Origin of the sequence: Muricoccus pecuniae (assembly GCF_014199205.1) — a bacterium.
Lineage (GTDB): Bacteria > Pseudomonadota > Alphaproteobacteria > Acetobacterales > Acetobacteraceae > Roseomonas > Roseomonas pecuniae.
The window spans coordinates 122,269-138,717 of sequence record NZ_JACIJD010000011.1; the positions used below are offsets into that span (position 1 = coordinate 122,269).

General features: G+C 72.5%; 20 protein-coding genes. 9 read left to right on the plus strand and 11 right to left on the minus strand.

The genetic code is table 11. The features are described 5' to 3' along the window. Positions 1-15 precede the first annotated feature (15 nt). Positions 16-903, plus strand: coding sequence for an S-methyl-5'-thioadenosine phosphorylase (locus FHS87_RS13345; RefSeq protein ID WP_184519061.1), 888 nt, complete (start codon positions 16-18; stop codon positions 901-903). 32 nt (positions 904-935) lie between these two features. On the opposite strand, the gene FHS87_RS13350 is transcribed toward FHS87_RS13345, so the two are convergent. Together FHS87_RS13350 and FHS87_RS13355 are read right to left on the minus strand one after the other, a co-directional pair. Beyond that, positions 936-1,124 (minus strand): hypothetical protein, encoded by a 189-nt coding sequence (locus FHS87_RS13350; RefSeq protein ID WP_184519064.1) that lies wholly within the window; start codon positions 1,122-1,124, stop codon positions 936-938. Between the two features lie 33 nt (positions 1,125-1,157). Further along, entirely contained in the window at positions 1,158-1,820 is a 663-nt protein-coding gene (locus FHS87_RS13355; protein WP_184519066.1) for a dienelactone hydrolase family protein, read from the minus strand. Between the two features lie 38 nt (positions 1,821-1,858). Between FHS87_RS13355 and FHS87_RS13360 the strand changes: the two genes are divergently transcribed. Together FHS87_RS13360 and FHS87_RS13365 are read left to right on the plus strand one after the other, a co-directional pair. Further along, complete coding sequence (locus FHS87_RS13360) at positions 1,859-2,065, plus strand: DUF4169 family protein (RefSeq protein WP_184519068.1); 207 nt, start codon at positions 1,859-1,861, stop codon at positions 2,063-2,065. Between the two features lie 91 nt (positions 2,066-2,156). Continuing rightward, the gene (locus FHS87_RS13365; protein WP_184519070.1) at positions 2,157-3,827 is read left to right on the plus strand and encodes a methyl-accepting chemotaxis protein; all 1,671 of its coding nucleotides are present in this window, start codon (positions 2,157-2,159) and stop codon (positions 3,825-3,827) included. Between the two features lie 46 nt (positions 3,828-3,873). On the opposite strand, the gene FHS87_RS13370 is transcribed toward FHS87_RS13365, so the two are convergent. The 6 genes from FHS87_RS13370 to FHS87_RS13395 form a co-directional block, all read right to left on the minus strand. After that, a complete protein-coding gene (locus tag FHS87_RS13370) occupies positions 3,874-4,305 on the minus strand; it encodes a phasin family protein (RefSeq protein WP_184519073.1) in 432 nt (143 codons plus the stop codon). A gap of 83 nt (positions 4,306-4,388) precedes the next feature. Continuing rightward, positions 4,389-5,195: a TetR family transcriptional regulator gene (locus FHS87_RS13375; RefSeq protein WP_184519075.1), complete on the minus strand. Its 807-nt coding sequence runs from the start codon at positions 5,193-5,195 to the stop codon at positions 4,389-4,391. Positions 5,196-5,260: 65 nt separating this feature from the next. Then, entirely contained in the window at positions 5,261-6,079 is an 819-nt protein-coding gene (proC, locus tag FHS87_RS13380) for a pyrroline-5-carboxylate reductase (protein ID WP_184519078.1), read from the minus strand. Positions 6,080-6,134: 55 nt separating this feature from the next. Beyond that, positions 6,135-6,638 (minus strand): type III secretion system chaperone family protein, encoded by a 504-nt coding sequence (locus FHS87_RS13385; RefSeq protein ID WP_184519081.1) that lies wholly within the window; start codon positions 6,636-6,638, stop codon positions 6,135-6,137. A 159-nt stretch (positions 6,639-6,797) separates the two neighbouring features. Beyond that, complete coding sequence (locus FHS87_RS23780) at positions 6,798-7,229, minus strand: accessory factor UbiK family protein (RefSeq protein WP_246418386.1); 432 nt, start codon at positions 7,227-7,229, stop codon at positions 6,798-6,800. A gap of 134 nt (positions 7,230-7,363) precedes the next feature. After that, on the minus strand, positions 7,364-8,365 hold the full coding sequence (locus FHS87_RS13395) for a TerC family protein (protein WP_184519084.1): 1,002 nt from the start codon (positions 8,363-8,365) through the stop codon (positions 7,364-7,366). A 271-nt stretch (positions 8,366-8,636) separates the two neighbouring features. Between FHS87_RS13395 and rfaD the strand changes: the two genes are divergently transcribed. From rfaD to FHS87_RS13425, 6 genes are all read left to right on the plus strand, one after another. Then, on the plus strand, positions 8,637-9,614 hold the full coding sequence (gene rfaD / locus FHS87_RS13400; RefSeq protein ID WP_184519087.1) for an ADP-glyceromanno-heptose 6-epimerase: 978 nt from the start codon (positions 8,637-8,639) through the stop codon (positions 9,612-9,614). Next, complete coding sequence (lgt, locus tag FHS87_RS13405; protein ID WP_184519090.1) at positions 9,611-10,420, plus strand: prolipoprotein diacylglyceryl transferase; 810 nt, start codon at positions 9,611-9,613, stop codon at positions 10,418-10,420. The genes rfaD and lgt overlap by 4 nt, the downstream gene beginning before the upstream one ends. Before the next feature lie 75 nt (positions 10,421-10,495). Beyond that, positions 10,496-11,491: a class I SAM-dependent methyltransferase gene (locus FHS87_RS13410; RefSeq protein WP_312861993.1), complete on the plus strand. Its 996-nt coding sequence runs from the start codon at positions 10,496-10,498 to the stop codon at positions 11,489-11,491. Beyond that, a complete protein-coding gene (gene pgeF / locus FHS87_RS13415; protein ID WP_184519093.1) occupies positions 11,488-12,255 on the plus strand; it encodes a peptidoglycan editing factor PgeF in 768 nt (255 codons plus the stop codon). The genes FHS87_RS13410 and pgeF overlap by 4 nt, the downstream gene beginning before the upstream one ends. Positions 12,256-12,439: 184 nt before the next feature. Next, positions 12,440-13,399: a hypothetical protein gene (locus tag FHS87_RS13420; RefSeq protein WP_184519096.1), complete on the plus strand. Its 960-nt coding sequence runs from the start codon at positions 12,440-12,442 to the stop codon at positions 13,397-13,399. Positions 13,400-13,583: 184 nt separating this feature from the next. Beyond that, positions 13,584-14,516 (plus strand): ribose-phosphate pyrophosphokinase, encoded by a 933-nt coding sequence (locus tag FHS87_RS13425; RefSeq protein ID WP_184519099.1) that lies wholly within the window; start codon positions 13,584-13,586, stop codon positions 14,514-14,516. 73 nt (positions 14,517-14,589) lie between these two features. Here the strand turns inward: FHS87_RS13425 and FHS87_RS13430 are convergent, their stop codons facing one another. The 3 genes from FHS87_RS13430 to FHS87_RS13440 form a co-directional block, all read right to left on the minus strand. Continuing rightward, a complete protein-coding gene (locus tag FHS87_RS13430; protein WP_184519102.1) occupies positions 14,590-14,778 on the minus strand; it encodes a hypothetical protein in 189 nt (62 codons plus the stop codon). Positions 14,779-14,952: 174 nt separating this feature from the next. Further along, positions 14,953-15,408 carry a ribonuclease HI gene (gene rnhA / locus FHS87_RS13435; protein WP_184519105.1) on the minus strand — a complete coding sequence of 152 codons (456 nt, stop codon included), beginning with the start codon at positions 15,406-15,408 and terminating at the stop codon, positions 14,953-14,955. After that, on the minus strand, positions 15,398-16,372 hold the full coding sequence (locus FHS87_RS13440) for a homoserine kinase (protein WP_184519108.1): 975 nt from the start codon (positions 16,370-16,372) through the stop codon (positions 15,398-15,400). Before FHS87_RS13440 ends, rnhA begins: the two co-directional genes overlap by 11 nt. Positions 16,373-16,449 lie beyond the last annotated feature (77 nt).

Sequence of the window (16,449 nt, forward strand, 5' to 3'; positions counted from 1 at the left end):
ATATGGGAGCGCGCGATGTCCGACCAGATCACCCCCGTCATCGGCCTGATCGGCGGCTCGGGACTCTATGACATCGAGGGGCTGGAGGACCGGCGCTGGGAGCGCGTGGAGAGCCCCTGGGGCGAGGCGTCGGACGAGTTGCTCTTCGGCACGCTGGCCGGCGTGCGCTGCGTCTTCCTGCCGCGCCACGGCCGCGGCCACCGCGTGCCGCCGAGCGAACTGAACTACCGCGCGAACATTGACGTGATGAAGCGCGCGGGCTGCACGGAGATCCTCTCCCTCTCCGCCGTCGGCAGCCTGAACGGCGACCTGCCGCCCGGCACCTTCGTCATCGTCGACCAGTTCATCGACCGCACCTTCGCGCGCAAGAAGAGCTTCTTCGAGACGGGCTGCGTCGCGCATGTCTCCATGGCGCACCCGCTCTGCACGCGCCTTGGCGACGCGCTGGAGGAGGCGGCGCGCGGGATCGGGCTGAAGCACAGGCGCGGCGGCACCTATCTCGTGATGGAGGGGCCGCAGTTCAGCACGAAGGCGGAGAGCGAGCTCTACCGCGCCTGGGGCTGCGACGTGATCGGCATGACGAACATGCCCGAGGCGAAGCTCGCCCGGGAGGCGGAGCTCTGCTACGCGACCGTCGCCATGGTCACGGACTACGACTGCTGGCACCCCGACCACGACCACGTCACGGTGGACGCCGTGGTGAAGGTGCTGCTGGAGAATGCGGGTCACGCGAAGGACCTCGTGCGCGCGGTGGTGCCCGCCCTCGGCCGCCCGCGCGGCCCCTGCCCGCAGGGCTGCGACCGCGCGCTGGACGCGGCCATCGTCACCCCGCCGGAGAAGCGCGACCCCGCGCTGATGGCGAAGCTGGACGCGGTCGCCGGCCGGGTGCTCCGCGCCGGCTGAGGCGGCTCCCTGATGCGGCGGGCGCCGCGGCGTCAGCCGCGCGGGTTGCCGTCCCACCCGCGGGCGCGCCGGCGGCGGCCGATGATGAGGGCGACGACCGCCGCGAGCGCGAGCAGCACCACCATCACCACCGGCGGCTCGGAGGAGCTGTCCGGCCAGATGTAGGGGATCGCCAGGAGCAGGACGAGGAAGACAAGGATGCTGCCGACGGTCTGGACCATGACGCCCTCCTCCTGCCGCGCCGCTCCCCCCGCCTAGCCGAGGCGGGCCGAGAGGAAGGCGAGCGCGCGTTCCTCGGCCAGCGCCGTCGCGGCGGGATCGTGGCTCGACCGATCCTCGCAGGCGAAGCCGTGCCCGGCGCCGGGATAGACATGGATCTCCACCCCCGGCTGCGCCACCCGGATCAGCTCCACATCCGGCAGGGGAATGCCCTTGTCCTCCGCGCCGAAATGGAGCTGGACGGGGCAGTTCGGCACCTCCTCCCGCGTCGCGGCGATGCCGCCGCCGTAATAGCCTACCGCCGCGCCGAAGCTGGTCGAGCGGGTGGCGCCCCACCAGGCAATCGTGCCGCCCCAGCAGTAGCCGATGATCCCGCGCGCCGCGCCCGGCGGCAGCGCCGCCGAGGCCGCCTCGACGTCGCGCATCACGGCATCGTCGGGGACCTTCTTGCGGAGCGCGAGGCCGCGGTCGCGGTCGGTGGCCTCATAGCCCAGCTCCACGTCGCGCTCCGCGCGGTCGAACAGCGCGGGCGTGATCACGGCCCAGCCGAGGCTGCCGAGATGGTCGGAGAGGCGGCGCATATGCGCGTTCACGCCGAAGATCTCCTGCACCACGACGAGCGCGCGGCGCGCATCCGCCGGCCCCGCCCGCCAGGCCGAGAGCCGGTGGCCGTCCGCCGCCGTCAGTTCGATCCTCATCGCTGTTCCCCCACCCATCCAGGCTGTATCGTGCGGTCATGGCCGAGATCGTCAACCTGAACCGTGTGCGGAAGGCACGCGAGCGCGCGGAGGCCGAGGCGCGCGCCGCGGCGAACCGCGCCGCCCACGGTCGCAGCAAGGCGGAGCGGGAGCGGGACGCCAGGGCGAAGGCCCAGCGCGACGCCCTGCTGGACGGCGCGCGGCTCGCCCCGCCCGGAAACGGGAAGGGTTCCGAGAAGCGCTGACGCTGCCTGGACCGGCGCATTAGAGAACAATTCACGCCCTTGTGACCATGATCGCCGCCGAGTAGCGATCGAGGGATCAGGGGTTAAAAGGATGTTGCTGCGGACCAGGATCATCGCCGGCGTCATGGCCTCCGCGCTGACGACGGCGGCCATCGGCGGCTTCGCCATGATGCGCACCTCGGCCATCGATGCCGAGACGAAGATGATCGCGACGAACTGGCTGCCCAGCGTCGACATGATCGCGACGGCCTCCGAGGAGGTGCAGGTCTTCCGTCAGTCGGTCATGCGCCACGCGCTGGTTCGTACGGAAGCGGACAAGCGGGAGGTCGAGAGGCTGGCGGAGAACGTCGCCGGCCGCCTGAACGACTTCATGGCGCGCTATCCCGAGATGCTCACCGGCCAGGAGGAGAAGGCGATCTTCGACACGGTCCGGCCGGCCTGGGAGGCCTATGCGCGGGAGGCGAAGGTGACGTTCGACCTCTCGCGTGCCGGCCGGGACGAGGAGGTGCTCGCGCGCATCCTCGGCGTCAACGCGGCGCGCGCGCGCGACCTGACCGCGGCGTTCCAGCGGCTGAAGGAATACAACAGGAAGGGAAGCGAGGGCAGCGCGACCGAGGCGAGCCAGATGGTCGTCAGCAGCCTCATCTTCATCAGCGTCGCGACCCTTCTCGCGCTCCTCGGTGCCGTGGTGGCCGTGGTCTGGCTCGTGCGCGGCGTCTCCCGCCCCGTGCTCGAGGTGGCCGGGACGATGCGCCGGATGGCGGGCGGCGAGCTGAACCTGGCCATTGCCGGCCAGGACCGGAAGGACGAAATCGGCGAGATGGCCCGCGCGCTGGAGGTGTTCCGCGTCAAGGTGGCCGATGGCGAGCGGCTCTCGGCCGAGCAGAAGAAGGGCGCGGAGGCGCAGCGCCAGCGGGGCGAGCGGCTGGACGGGCTGCTCAAGGACTTCGGGAGCCACATCCGGGAAACGCTGGACGGCACGCGCAGCGCCGCCGAGCGCCTGGGCCTGACGGCCGTGGATATGAGCCGCGCCGCGGAGCAGGGCACGCAGCTCACCGGCGCCCTCTCCGGCGCCTCGGACGGCGCTTCGGCAAACGCGCAGACCGCCGCGGCGGCGACGGAGGAGCTGACGGCCTCCATCGGCGAGATCACCCGCCAGGTCGCCCGCTCGGCCGAGGTGGCGCGCCGCGCCGTGCAGGAGACGGAGCGGACGGACCGCACCGTGCGCGACCTGGCCGAGACGGCGAGCCGCATCGGCGAGGTGGTGCGGCTGATCAATAACATCGCCGGCCAGACGAATCTTCTCGCCCTCAACGCCACGATCGAGGCGGCCCGCGCCGGCGAGGCCGGCCGCGGCTTCGCCGTGGTGGCGAGCGAGGTGAAGAGCCTCGCTGCCCAGACCGCCAAGGCGACCGAGGAGATCGGGCAGCAGGTAGCCGGCATCCAGGGCGCGACCGGGCAGGCCGTGGAGGCAATCCAGGCGATCGGCGAGGTGGTCAGCGAGATCAACGAGACCACGAGCGCCATCGCCGCGGCGGTGGAGGAGCAGGGCGCGGCCACGCAGGAGATCGCCCGCAACGTGTCCGGCACGGCCGAGGCGGCGCAGGCCGTCAGCCGCGAGACGGGGGTGGTGCGCGACGCGGCCGCGACCACCGGGGTCGCGGCCGGGCAGGTGCGGGATGCCTCAGCCGAGGTGTCGCGGCTCTCCGACGCACTGCGCGATCAGGTGAACCGCTTCATGGCGGATGTACGGGCCGCGTGACGCGCCCGCGATGCGCGGCCGGGTGGCCGCGCATCCCTTGGGGGCGTCAGCCCTCCTTCTTCGCCACCATGCCGCGCACCTCGTCCATCGCCTCCGAGAAGCGCTTGTTCAGCACCGTCAGCGCCTCGGAGTTCGACTTCTGGATGAGGTCCGCCAGCTCCTTCATGTTGGCCACGGCCCTCTCATAGGTGGCCTTGACCATATCGGCTTGGCGGGCGGCGCGGTCCTGGGGGTTGGCGCCGGTGGCGGTGCCGCGCACGGCATCCGTCATCTCCGTCATGGATTGCTGAAGGATCTCCATGTGGCGCCGGGCCACGGCCTGCGCGCCCTCGAGCGCCACGCGATTGGCGGCGGAGAGCGCCTCGAGGTTGCGGCGCTGCGCGGCGGCCAGGGCCTCCACGTCCAGCATGGGCATCCTCATCTCGGAGAGGAGGCGCATCGGGTCCATCTCCGGCGGCAGGGTGGGGCGGTCGGACATCGGCATCCTCCTTTTTGGGTCGGGGCCTCATCCTGGCCCCTCACGCCCCGGCGCCGCAAGCGCGACCGGGTTTCAGCGATGCGTCAGGACGGCAGCATGTCCCCGGGGCCGCCGGGCTTGCGCGGCTCGGAAGGGGTGGGCGGTCCATCCGTCAGGCCGGAGGCGGAGGGCGGCAGGTCCGCGGGCGGGGCAGCCGGATCGGATGCGGCCGGATCGAGCGAGGCTACCATGATCCCCGTATCGGCCAGGGGCGGATCGACGGTGCCTCCCGGCGCCCCGCCGCCCATCTCATCGAGCGGGAGCGTCTCCGCCTCGGTCAGGCGCAGGGTGCGGGCCACGCGCTCGGCCCGGTCCAGCGCGCGGTCCAGCGCGGCCATGGTGGGGCCGAGATCGACGCTCTCATCCCCCTCCCAGGCACGGGCGGCCGAGAGCCACACGCCGGCCAGCCCCTGCACGCGCAGGGCGCCGCGGATGCCGGCCGTGGACACGCCCGCCCCTTCCAGCGTCCAGGCCATGGAGGCCATGAGGATGGGGGAGAGCAGCAGGGCTGAGAGCGGGTCCCGCATGAGGTCGCGCTGCATGCGCAGGATCCCGTCCCGGTGCGGGGCCAGCGCGTCGAAGCGGCGCATCAGCAGGTCGAAGACCCGGTCCCGCGCCGTGCCGAAGCCCATCTGGCCGGGCACCGTGCCCTCCAGCACCGCCTGGTCCACCACACGGGCATGGGCGCGCAGCAGGTCCACCGGCGTCGCGTAGCGGCCGCGCAGATCGGCGAGGCTCTCGCCACTCTCCTCCGCGATGCGCGCGAAGGTGGTGCCGTGCCAGCCATGGCGGGCGACGACGCGCCAGAAGGCGTCCAGGAGGGCCGGGGAGGGAGGGTCGCGGGTGTCCATCGTGCTGCAACATGGCCCATCCCGCCCCCGTATCAACCGTTGGGGATCAACCGTCGCCTCACTTCCTATCCCGCCAGCTCGCGGGAGCGCCGGGTGGCGGCGTCGATCGCGCGGGGGATCAGATCCGGCCAGGCGTGCTCGGCCATCAGCACGGCCAGGGCTTGCTCCGTCGTGCCCTTGGGGGAGGTGACGTTCCGGCGGAGCACCGCCGCGTCCTCCGCGCTGCGGGCGAGCAGCGCGCCGGACCCGGCGACCGTGGCCCGGGCCATGCGCCGGGCGAGGTCGGGCGGCACGCCCTGCTCGGCCGCCGCCTTCTCCAGCAGCTCGGCCAGGAGGAAGACATAGGCCGGGCCGCCGCCCGAGACGGCGGTGACGGGGTCGATCAGGCTCTCCGCCTCCACCCAGGCCACCTCGCCCGTGGCGGTCAGCAGCGCATCGGCGAGCGCCTTCTGGGCGGAGGAGACGCGGCGCCCGGCGCAGGCGGCGGTGAAGCCCTGGCCGATGGCCGCCGGGGTGTTGGGCATGGCGCGCACCACCGCCGCGCCGTCGAGCAGCCCGTCGAGGACCGAGATCGTCTTGCCCGCCATGATGGAGAGGAAGAGCGCCCCGCCGCGCGCGAAGGGCCGATAGGCCGGGAGGGCGGCCTCGGCCGCCTGCGGCTTGATCGCGAGCACCACGGCCTCCGCGACGAAGCCCGAGGGGATGGACTCCGCGTCCGGCACCACCTCCACCTCCGGACGGTGGGCGAAGGCCTCGGTGGAGAGCTTGTGGGGCTCGACGACCACGGCGCGGGAGAGGCCGCGCTCCAGCCATCCCTGGAGCAGCGCGCCCCCCATCTTGCCGCAGCCGACCAGCAGGACGGGCGGCAGAACCTCAGCGGACATCAGGCAATCCCTCGAAACCTCGGCGCCCCCGCGCAGGGTGGCGGGAGCCAGGGTTTCAGGCTTCGCCCACGCAGTCCAGCATGGCCGCGGCCAGCGCCTCGGCGGGCGGCTTGCCACCCCAGAGGACGAACTGAAAGGCGGGGAAGAAGCGCTCGCACTCGGTGATCGCGATGTCCACCATGTCCTCCAGGCTCTCGACGCTCGCGGCGCGGGCGCCGCGGAGGAGGACGGCGTGGCGGAAGACGGGAATGCCCTCCTCACCCTCCAGCCCGAAATGGCCGATCCAGAGCTTCTCGTTCGCCAGCGCCAGCAGCTCGTGCAGCTTGGCGCGGGCGCCGGCGGGCACCTTCATGTCGAAGGCGCAGGTGAAGTGCATCGCGCTGATTTCAGTGGACCAGGCGAAATGCAGGCCGTAGTCGCACCACTTGCCGGGAGCCTCGGCGGCCATCTCTCCATCGGAGCGACGGTCGAAGGCCCATTCGTTGGCCGCCACGATCTGCTCGACCACGTCGAGTGGATTGGCGGCCTTGTCCCGGTCGGCAGCGAGGGTGGCTGACATAGAGTCACCTCCTATCCCGAGACGGGCAGACCCCCCGAGTCTGGTATCGAATCGGTGGGATCAGCCCCAACAGCTTGATACTGCGATGCCGAACGCGGCAGCAAGGGCGTTGGCTTCACGTCCCAAGGCGTGAGCAACACCTGTGTTGCGCGGGCGCCGCTACTCGCCGTCCCCGCCCGCATCGCCGCCGCCGGCCCCGCCGCCCTCGCCCGCGCCGCTCTCGCTGCTCCCGGGCTCCGGGTTGCCGCCGCCGGCGCCCGTCTCGGAGGGGGCCGCGGCCGGCATGGCGTCCAGCCGCATTTCCAGCGCCGCCATGCGGACGGCCAGGGCCTCGGCCTCCTCCCGCGCCCGGCGGGCCACCTCCAGCGCCGCGTCCAGCTCCTCGCGCTTCACGAGGTTCAGCCGCGCGACGAAGGCCTCCGTCTGGGCCTGCACCATGCTGTCGATCTCGGCCCTGAGCCCGGCCAGCACGGAGAAGGCGCCGCCCGCGACGCCCGCGAGGTCATCGAAGAACTTGCCGCGCCCGCCGCCCATGCCGCCGCCGAAGCCGCGCCCGAAGGGGCCCGAACCGCCCTGACCACCGTCCTGCATGACCTGCCTCCAGTCGAATCCCGGGGCTTACATGGCCCCGCCGGGCCGCCGGGCGTAGACCCCCGGGGCGCGGGGCACAAGAAAGGGGCGGGACGGCACCGCCGCCCCGCCCCGATCGACGCCGCGCCCGGTGGCTAGCGCCCGGCCTCCTCGGCCAGACGGGCCCTGCCCGGCCGCGTCTTCCACAGGCTGTAGGCGACGCCCGCGACGAGAATGCCGAAGGTGACGCCGAGCGAGATGGCGGGCGGGATCTTCGCGAGGCCCAGCATGTCCGCCAGGAAGATCTTCGAGCCGATGAAGATCAGCACCGCCGCCAGGGCGACCTTCAGGTACTCGAAGCGGTGGATCATCGCGGCGAGCGCGAAGTACAGCGCGCGCAGGCCGAGGATGGCGAAGATGTTCGAGGTGTAGACGATGAAGGGGTCCGTCGTGATCGCGAAGATCGCGGGCACGGAGTCCACGGCGAAGATGACGTCCGCCACCTCCACCATCACCAGCGCCAGGAAGAGCGGCGTGACGAAGAGGGCGGGCCGGCCGGTGACGGGGTGGGGGAGGCGCACGAAGAAGCGCTCCCCGTGATGCGTCTCCGTCACGTTCAGGCGGCGCTTCATCAACCGCAGCAGCGGGTTCTGGTCGAGCGGCTTCTCCGCGCCGTCCGAGAGTAGCATCTTCACCCCCGTCGCGACGAGGAAGGCGGCGAAGAGGTAGAGCACCCAGGAGAAGCTCGTCACCAGCGCCGCGCCGAAGCCGATCATGATCGCGCGCAGCACGATGACGCCGAGGATGCCCCAGAACAGCACGCGGTGCTGGTAGATCCGCGGCACGGCGAAGAAGGAGAAGATCATCGCGATGACGAAGACGTTGTCCATCGCCAGCGTCTTCTCCACGACGAAGCCGGTGAGGTAGTTCATCCCGGACTCCGCGCCGAGATGCCACCAGACCAGCCCGCCGAAGCCGAGGCCGAGCGCGATGTAGAGGGCCGAGAGGCGCAGGCTCTCGCTCACCCCGATCTCGTGGTTCTCTCGGTGCAGGACGCCGAGGTCGAAGGCGAGAAGCGCGACGACGAGGCCGAGAAAGCCGAGCCACATCCAGGCGGGCGTTCCCAGCCACTCGGCAAGCAAGAAGGCGGACTCCATGCGGGTCACTCCATGCCGGCCGTGATGCCGAAGAGTGATCCGACATCGCGGCGCGGCCGGCAGCGCTCGCCAGAGGGGCCCGGATCAGGGGTTCCGGGGGAGGAGCTAGGGGGCTCGCGAAGCGGCTTCAAGAAGTGCTGCCCGCCCGCGATTCCGTTCGGTTCCAGTTCCGTTTCGTTGGATCGAACGATGCCCTCACCGGCGCGGCATTTCCCGGCCGGGGTGTTCGGGCCTATACCCCGCGGCCCCGGAACCACGGCAAGGGCCGCCCATGTTTCTCGTCACCGGCGGCGCCGGCTTCATCGGCTCCAACCTCGTCGCCGCCCTCTCCGCGCGCGGGGAGGAGGTGATGGTTTGCGACCGGCTGCGGGACGGGCCGAAGTGGCGCAACATCGCGGAGGCCGTCATCGCCGGGGTCCTGCCGCCGGAGGATCTGCCGCGCTGGCTGGAAGGGGCGCCGAAGCTCCGGGCGGTGTTCCATCTCGGCGCCGTCTCGGCCACCACCGTCACCGACGGGGACCTCGTGGCGGCCAGCAACCTGAACCTCACCTTGCATCTCTGGGACTGGTGCGCGCGGCACCGCGTGCCGCTGATCTACGCCTCCTCCGCTGCCACCTATGGCGACGGCGCGCAGGGCTTCGACGACGACGCCGATCCCCGCGCCCTCGCGCGCCTCAGGCCCCTCAACCTCTACGGCTGGTCGAAGCACGCGACGGACCGGCGGATCGTGCAGATGCTCGGCGCCGGGGGTGCCGCGCCGCCGCAATGGGCGGGGCTGAAGTTCTTCAACGTCTACGGCCCGGGGGAGGCGCATAAGGGCCGCATGGCGAGCGTGGTGCTGCACAAGTGGCGCCAGGTGGCCGCCGGCGAGCCCGCCACCCTCTTCGCCTCCGACCGGCCGGACATCGAGGATGGCGGCCAGCTCCGCGACTTCGTGCATGTGGAGGACTGCGTGGCCGCGATGCTCTGGCTGGCGGAGAACCCGCGGGTGAGCGGGCTGTTCAACATCGGCACGGGGCGGGCGCGCAGCTTCGCCGACCTCGCCCGCGCGATCTACGCCGCCCGCCAGCAGCCGCCCGACATCCGCTACATCCCCATGCCCGAGGACCTCCGCGGCAAGTACCAATACTTCACCGAGGCCCGCATGGACCGCCTGCTTGGGGCCGGCTTCGACCGCCCACCCCTATCGCTGGAGGAGGGCGTCGCGCGCTATGTCCGCCAGCTCGACGCCGGAGAGGTGCCCGCTTGATCCCCGCCATCCTCTTCCCCGCCTTCGACCCCGTGGCGCTGGCCATCGGGCCGGTCGTCATCCGCTGGTACGCGCTGGCCTATATCGCCGGCATCGTCATCGCCTGGCGCATCGTACGGCACCTCGTGACGAAGCACCCCGTCGCGGGCACGCCGGAGCAGGCGGACGACTTCGTCACCTGGGCGACGCTCGGCGTCATCCTGGGCGGGCGCATCGGCTACGTGCTGTTCTACCGGCCCGACATCATCCTGAGCGCGCCCTGGGAGATCGCCTATCTCTGGCATGGCGGCATGTCCTTCCACGGCGGCGCGGCGGGGGTGATCGTCGCGCTCGCCCTGTTCTGCCGGCACAACCGCATCCCTTTCCTCCTCTTTTCCGACCGGGTGACGAGCGCGGTGCCCATCGGCCTCGGCCTCGGGCGGCTGGCGAACTTCGTGAACGGGGAGCTGTGGGGCCGCACCACCGACGTGCCCTGGGGCGTGATCTTCCCCCATGCCGGGCCGGAGCCGCGCCACCCCTCCCAGCTCTACCAGGCGGCGATGGAGGGGGTGATCCTGCTGGTCATCCTGCAGTGGATCATCCGCACGCCCTCCCTCCGCGCCCGCCCGGGCTTCACGGCCGGCGCCTTCCTCGCGGGCTACGGCGTTGCGCGCATTATCGGCGAGTTCTTCCGCCAGCCCGACCCGCAGCTCGGCTTCCTCTTCGCCGGCGCAACCATGGGGCAGCTCCTCTCCGTGCCGATGGTGCTGGTGGGCGCGTGGCTGATGGCGCGCAGCCGCCGCGCGGTGGAGGTCCCCGCCGCGTGAGCGGCTCATCGAGCAAGGCCCGCGTGAGCGGCCTGGCGAAGAGCGTCGCGTGAGCGGCCCGGCGGGAGGCCCCGCGTGAGCGCGCCGGAGCGGCTGGATGCCTTCATGGCCCGCGCCAACGCGGCCTATTACGCCGGGCGCGACCCCTTCGGCGCGGGCGGCGACTTCACGACCTCTCCCGAGATCACCCAAGCCTTCGGCGAGTGCCTTGGCCTCTGGGCCGCCGTGACCTGGGTGACGATGGGTCGCCCGGATCCCGTGATCCTCGCCGAGGCCGGGCCGGGGCGCGGCACGCTGATGGCCGACGCCTTGCGCGCGGTGGAGGGCGCGATGCCGGATTTCGCCCGCGCCGCCCGGCTGCACCTGATCGAGACCTCCCCCCTGCTGCGGGAGGCCCAGCGCGCCCGCCTGCCCGCCGCCACCTGGCACGAGACGGCGGAGAGCCTCCCCCCCGGCCCCCTGATCCTGCTGGCCAACGAGTTCCTGGACGCCCTGCCCATCCGCCAGTTCGTCCGCCGCGGCGGTGCCTGGGCCGAGCGCTGGGTGGAGGACGGCGCCTTCGCCGAGCGCCCCGCCCCCGACACGCCGCTTCCCGATGCGGGGGAGGAGGGTGAGATCCGCGAGGTGAACGAGCCCGCCCGCGCCCTGGCCGCCGCCCTCGGCGCGCGGCTGGCGGAGCAGGGGGGCGCCGCCCTGTTCATCGACTACGGTCCGGCGCGGAGCGGGCCGGGGGACAGCCTCCAGGCCATCCGGGACCGGCAGGCGGCCGACCCGCTGCGGGACCCCGGCACGGCCGACCTCACCGCCCATGTCGATTTCGAGGCCCTGGCCGAGGCCGCTCGCGCGGCCGGCGCCGCGGCGCACGGGCCGGTGCCGCAGGGGGTGTTCCTCGCCCGCCTCGGCCTGCACAGCCGCGCGGCCGCGCTCGCCTCGGCCGATGCCGGGCGCGGGGCCCGCCACATCGAGGCCGCCACCCGCCTGACCGCGCCCGAGGCGATGGGGCGGCTGTTCAAGGCGCTGGTCCTGTGCCACCCGGACCTCTCCACCCCGCCCGGCTTCGAACCCGCATGACCGCCGAATTCCTCTCCGCCCCCGCCCTCTCGGGGATGCCGCACGGCTTCTTCACCCGGCGCGGCGGCGTCTCCACCGGGCGCTTCGCCAGCCTCAACTGCTCCCTCTCCGGCCAGGACGACCCGGAGGCAGTGCAGGAGAACCGGGTGCTGGCCATGCAGGCGATGGAGGTGGAGCCCACCTCCCTCTCCGGCCTCTTCCAGGTCCACGGGGCCGAGGTGGTGGTGGCCGGGGCGCCCATCCCGCACGACCACCGCCCCAGAGCCGACGGCATCGTCACCGCCCGACCCGGCGTAACGCTGGGGATCATCACCGCCGATTGCGGCCCCGTTCTCTTCGCCGATGCCCGCGCGGGGGTGGTGGGGGCCTGCCATGCCGGCTGGCGCGGGGCGCTGGGCGGGGTGCTAGAGGCCACGATCGCGGCGATGGAGGGGCAGGGCGCCCGGCGCGCCGACATCACCGCCGTCCTCGGCCCCTGCATCCGCCAGCCGAGCTACGAGGTGGGCGCCGACCTGCGGGAGGAGCTGCTGGCGAGCGACCCGGAGGGCGGCCGCTTCCTCGCCCCCAGCCGGCGGGAGGGCCACTGGCAGTTCGACATGGCCGGCCTCATCCTCGCCCGCCTCCACGCCGCCGGGGTGGCCGCCGAGGCCCTGCCGAACGACACGCTGGCCGAGGAGGGCCTGTTCTTCTCCCACCGCCGCCGCACGCTGGAGGGCGGCGGGCCGATCGGCCACCAGCTCTCGGCCATCGCGCTCCCCGCGTGAACGGCCGCCGCTTGGTGGGCTCCCTGGACAGACCCGCCGAGACAGCCCCGCCGTGAACAACCCTGGCGCCGCGGCCCCCGCCCGTGGATAAGGGCGGCGTCCATGCCCTATCTCCCCCTTTTCCTGGCGCTGATGTCCCTCACCCTGCTCGTCTCCTGCTTCCTCGGTTGAGGTCATGCGCCCCATGCTGAAGCCCCTCCGCCCGCTGGCCGGGATGCTCGCCTGCGCCCTTCTGGCTGTCCTGTCGGGATGCGGGCCGCTGCCCCAGCCCTTCCGCGGCAATCCGGGCGCCGAGGCGCGGCGGCTCGCCGTGCCGCCGGCCTATCGCATCGCCGTGCCCCGGCCGAACGCCGCCCTCCTCTCCGACGTGGCGTCCTCCGACTTCGCGGTGGCGGTGGCCGAGGCGCTGGAGGCGGCCGAGGTGCCCGCCGTCGCCGGGCCGCCCGCGCCGCTCGACTGGCGCCTCGACATCTCCGCCGAGCAGGACGGCCGGGCCGTGACCCCCGCCTATGCCCTGGTGGATGCCGACGGGGCGGTGCTGGGCCAGGCGCGCGGCGGCACCGTGCCGGTGGCCGAGTGGAGCCGGTCCGAGAGCGCCATGCTGCGCCGCGTGGCCTCCCGCGATGCCGGGACCGTGGCGGGGCTCCTGGCGCGGGGCGAGGCGGCCCGGCGGGCGGCCGAACCCGTGGCCTTCAACGGCGCGGGCGGCCCGCCGCGGGTGCGCTTCACCGGGGTGAAGGGCGCGCCGGGGGACGGCAACGCGGCCCTCGCGGCCCGCATGCGCGACTTCCTCGCGACCAAGGGCTTCGTGGTGCAGGAGGGCTCGGAGGGCGCGGCCTTCGCCCTGACGGGGGAGGTGACCCTCGCCCCCGCGGCGGCCCGGCAGCAGCGGGTGGAGATCCAGTGGCGCGTCTCCCGGCGGGACGGGCACGATCTCGGCCTCGCCGCCCAGATCAACGAGGTGCCTGCGGGCTCGCTCAACGGGCTCTGGGGCGATGTCGCCTATGTCGTTGCCGAGGAGGCGGCGACGGCGGTGCGCGACATCATCGCCAATGCGGGCGGGCTGGGCGAGGCTGCCGCGCGGCGGCCGGAACCCTCTCCGACGCCCGCCCCTGCACCGCCAGCTGGATCAAACCTTCGCTAGAACAACGGGGTGCGCGGGGAATCCCGCCCTCGTGGCACGGGGCCTGCCTGCCCCGTGATGCGGGGCCTGTGAGCATGGCTCCTGCCCGCCGCCCGGCATGGACTTGGGCGCGCGCGGTTGCTATCCCCCCGCCGCCTCACGCCGCGTCCGACTCGCCCGCGGCGCGCCCGGAGATCCCACGCGGATGAAGATCCTCGCCTGCAACAGCAACCGCCCCCTCGCCGAGGCGGTGGCCGCGGCACTCAACCTGCCGCTCACCCAGGCCTCCGTCCGGCGCTTCGCGGACCTCGAGATCTTCGTCGAGATCCAGGAGAACATCCGCGGCGAGGACGTGTTCGTGATCCAGTCCACGAGCTATCCCGCCAACGACAACCTGATGGAAGTGCTGATCACGCTGGACGCGCTGCGTCGCGCCTCGGCCCGCCGCGTGACCGCAGTGATCCCCTATTTCGGCTATGCCCGGCAGGACCGTAAGTCCGGCCCGCGCACGCCGATCTCGGCCAAGCTCGTGGCGAACCTCATCACCCAGGCCGGCGCGGACCGCGTGCTGACGCTCGATCTCCATGCCGGGCAGATCCAGGGCTTCTTCGACATCCCCGTGGACAACCTCTTCGCCGCCCCGCTTTTCGCGCGCGACATCGCGGAGCGCTTCAAGGGCCGCGACGTGATGGTCGTCTCCCCCGATGTCGGTGGCGTCGTGCGCGCGCGCGCCATCGCCACGCGGATCCACACCGACCTCGCCATCATCGACAAGCGCCGGCCGCGCGCGGGCGTGTCGGAGGTGATGAACGTCATCGGCGAGGTGGAAGGCCGCGACTGCATCCTGGTGGACGACATCGTCGATTCCGGCGGCACGCTGTGCAACGCGGCCGAGGCGCTGCTGAAGAACGGGGCGCGTTCCGTCAGCGTCTATGTCACCCACGGCGTGCTCTCGGGCGGGGCGGTCGCGCGCATCGGCGCGGCGCCGATCGAGCAGATGATCATCACCGACAGCATCCAGGCCACCGAGGCCGTCCGCATCTCCCGCAATATCAAGCAGCTCACCATTGCGCCGCTGCTGGCCGAGGCGATGCGCCGCATCTCCGAGGAATCCTCGGTCTCGACGCTGTTCAACTGACGGGAAAGGGGCGGGGGAGATCGTCTCCCCCGCCCCCTCGTCATCCCCCGCGGAAGCCGCCTGCCGTTGATCGTCAGGCCTCGTGGGGCGTGCTGCGCGCCCAGTCGTGGCTGTGCACGAGGCCGTCGTCGTAGAAGTCCTCGGCGGGCTGCGCCTGAGCCTGGGCCTGCTGCACCTGCTGGCGCTTCATGGGCGCGCGGGGAGGCTCGCGGGCCCAGTCATGGGAGTGGACCAGGCCGTCGTCGTAATTGTCGTGGCTCATGCTGCTCTTCCTCGTTCCCTGGGGTGGCCTGACTGGCACGGGATGCAGTCAAGGATTGCCCTGTTAACGCGGGGAAGCGAGCGGACTTTGCAGCGCCCCGTTGCAACGCGGTGGCGCCTCTTACAGGCCGGAGCGTAAACTCGAAAAGCTTGTAAACCGCCGCGCGGCGAGGGCTTACTTGCCCAGTCCCATCCGCGCCGCCGTGGCCAGCTTGTCCGCGCGCTCGTTCATCACGTCGCCCGCATGGCCGCGCACCCATTTCCACTCGACCTCGTGCGGCTTGGCGGCGGCGAGCAGCCGTTGCCACAGCTCGTAATTCGCCACGGGGTCCTTCGCCGCGTTGCGCCAGTTGTTCCGCACCCAGCCATGGACCCAGCGCGTCACGCCGTTCCGCACGTACTCGCTGTCCGTGTGCAGCACGACGCGGCAGGGTTTCTTCAGCGCCTCCAGCGCGCTCGCCGCCGCGGTCAGCTCCATGCGGTTGTTGGTGGTGGCGGGCTCGGCGCCCGTCAGCTCCTTCTCATGCGCGCCGAAGCGCAGGATGGCCGCCCAGCCGCCGGGGCCGGGATTCGGCTTGCAGCCGCCATCCGTCCAGATCTCGACCGTTGCCCCTCCCTCCTCAGACGCCATAGGCGGAGACCCCCGTGGCACCGGCGTGGAAGCGCAGCCTGCGCAGGTATTCGAGCGGGTCCTTGCGGGTCACGAGGGCTCCGGGAGGGGTGTTGGTCCAGTCGTAGAGGCGCGTCAGCAGGAAGCGCATGGCGGCGCCGCGGCAGAGCACGGGCAGCGCCTCCATCTCCGCCGGCGAGAGCGGGCGCGCGGCGTTGTAGCCGGCCAGCAGGGCGCGCGCCTTCGTCACGTTGAAGGAGAGGTCCTGCTCGAAGCACCAGGCGTTGAGGCAGATGGCGATGTCGAGGGCGAGGATGTCGGTGCAGGCGAAGTAGAAGTCGATGAGGCCGGAGACGCGCGGCTTCCTGTCCACGCCCTCCAGGAAGAAGACGTTGTCGGGGAAGAGGTCCGCATGGATCTGCCCGCGCGGCAGGTCCCGCGGCCAGTCGCGCAGGATGGCGCCGAGATGCCCCTCCAGCTCGGCGATCAGCCCGGGCTGCACCGTGTCCCCGTTCGGGCGGCAGCGCTCCAGCAGCGGCGCCCAGCCCGCGGGGCCGAGGGCGTTGGGCCGCTCGGCCGCGAAGCCCTCCCCCGCCGCGTGCAGGGCGGCCAGCGCGGCGCCGAGCGGCCCGCAATGGGCGACCGAGGGGCGGCGCGGCCAGACGCCGGGCAGGAAGGTGCAGATGGCGGCCGGGCGCCCGGCCAGCTCGCGCAGCGCCTCTCCGTCGCGCCCCGCCACCGGCTCGGGGCAGGCGAGGCCACGCGCGGCGAGGTGGCGCATGAGGCCGAGGAACCAGGGCAGCTCCGCCGGGTCCACGCGCCGCTCGTAGAGGGTGAGGATGAAGTCCCCGCCCGTGGTCTTCAGCGCGTAGTTGCTGTTCTCCACCCCCTCGGCGATGCCGCGAAAGGCGGTCAGCTCCCCCAGGTCATAGCCGGACAGGAAGGCGCGCAGCGCCTCATCGGACACCTCGGTGTAAACGGCCATGGAACCCCCTGGGCCCGGGTCCATGCCCCAGCCTCGCCGGGACGGCAAGCCACCCGCCGGCCGGCGGGGCCGCTGCC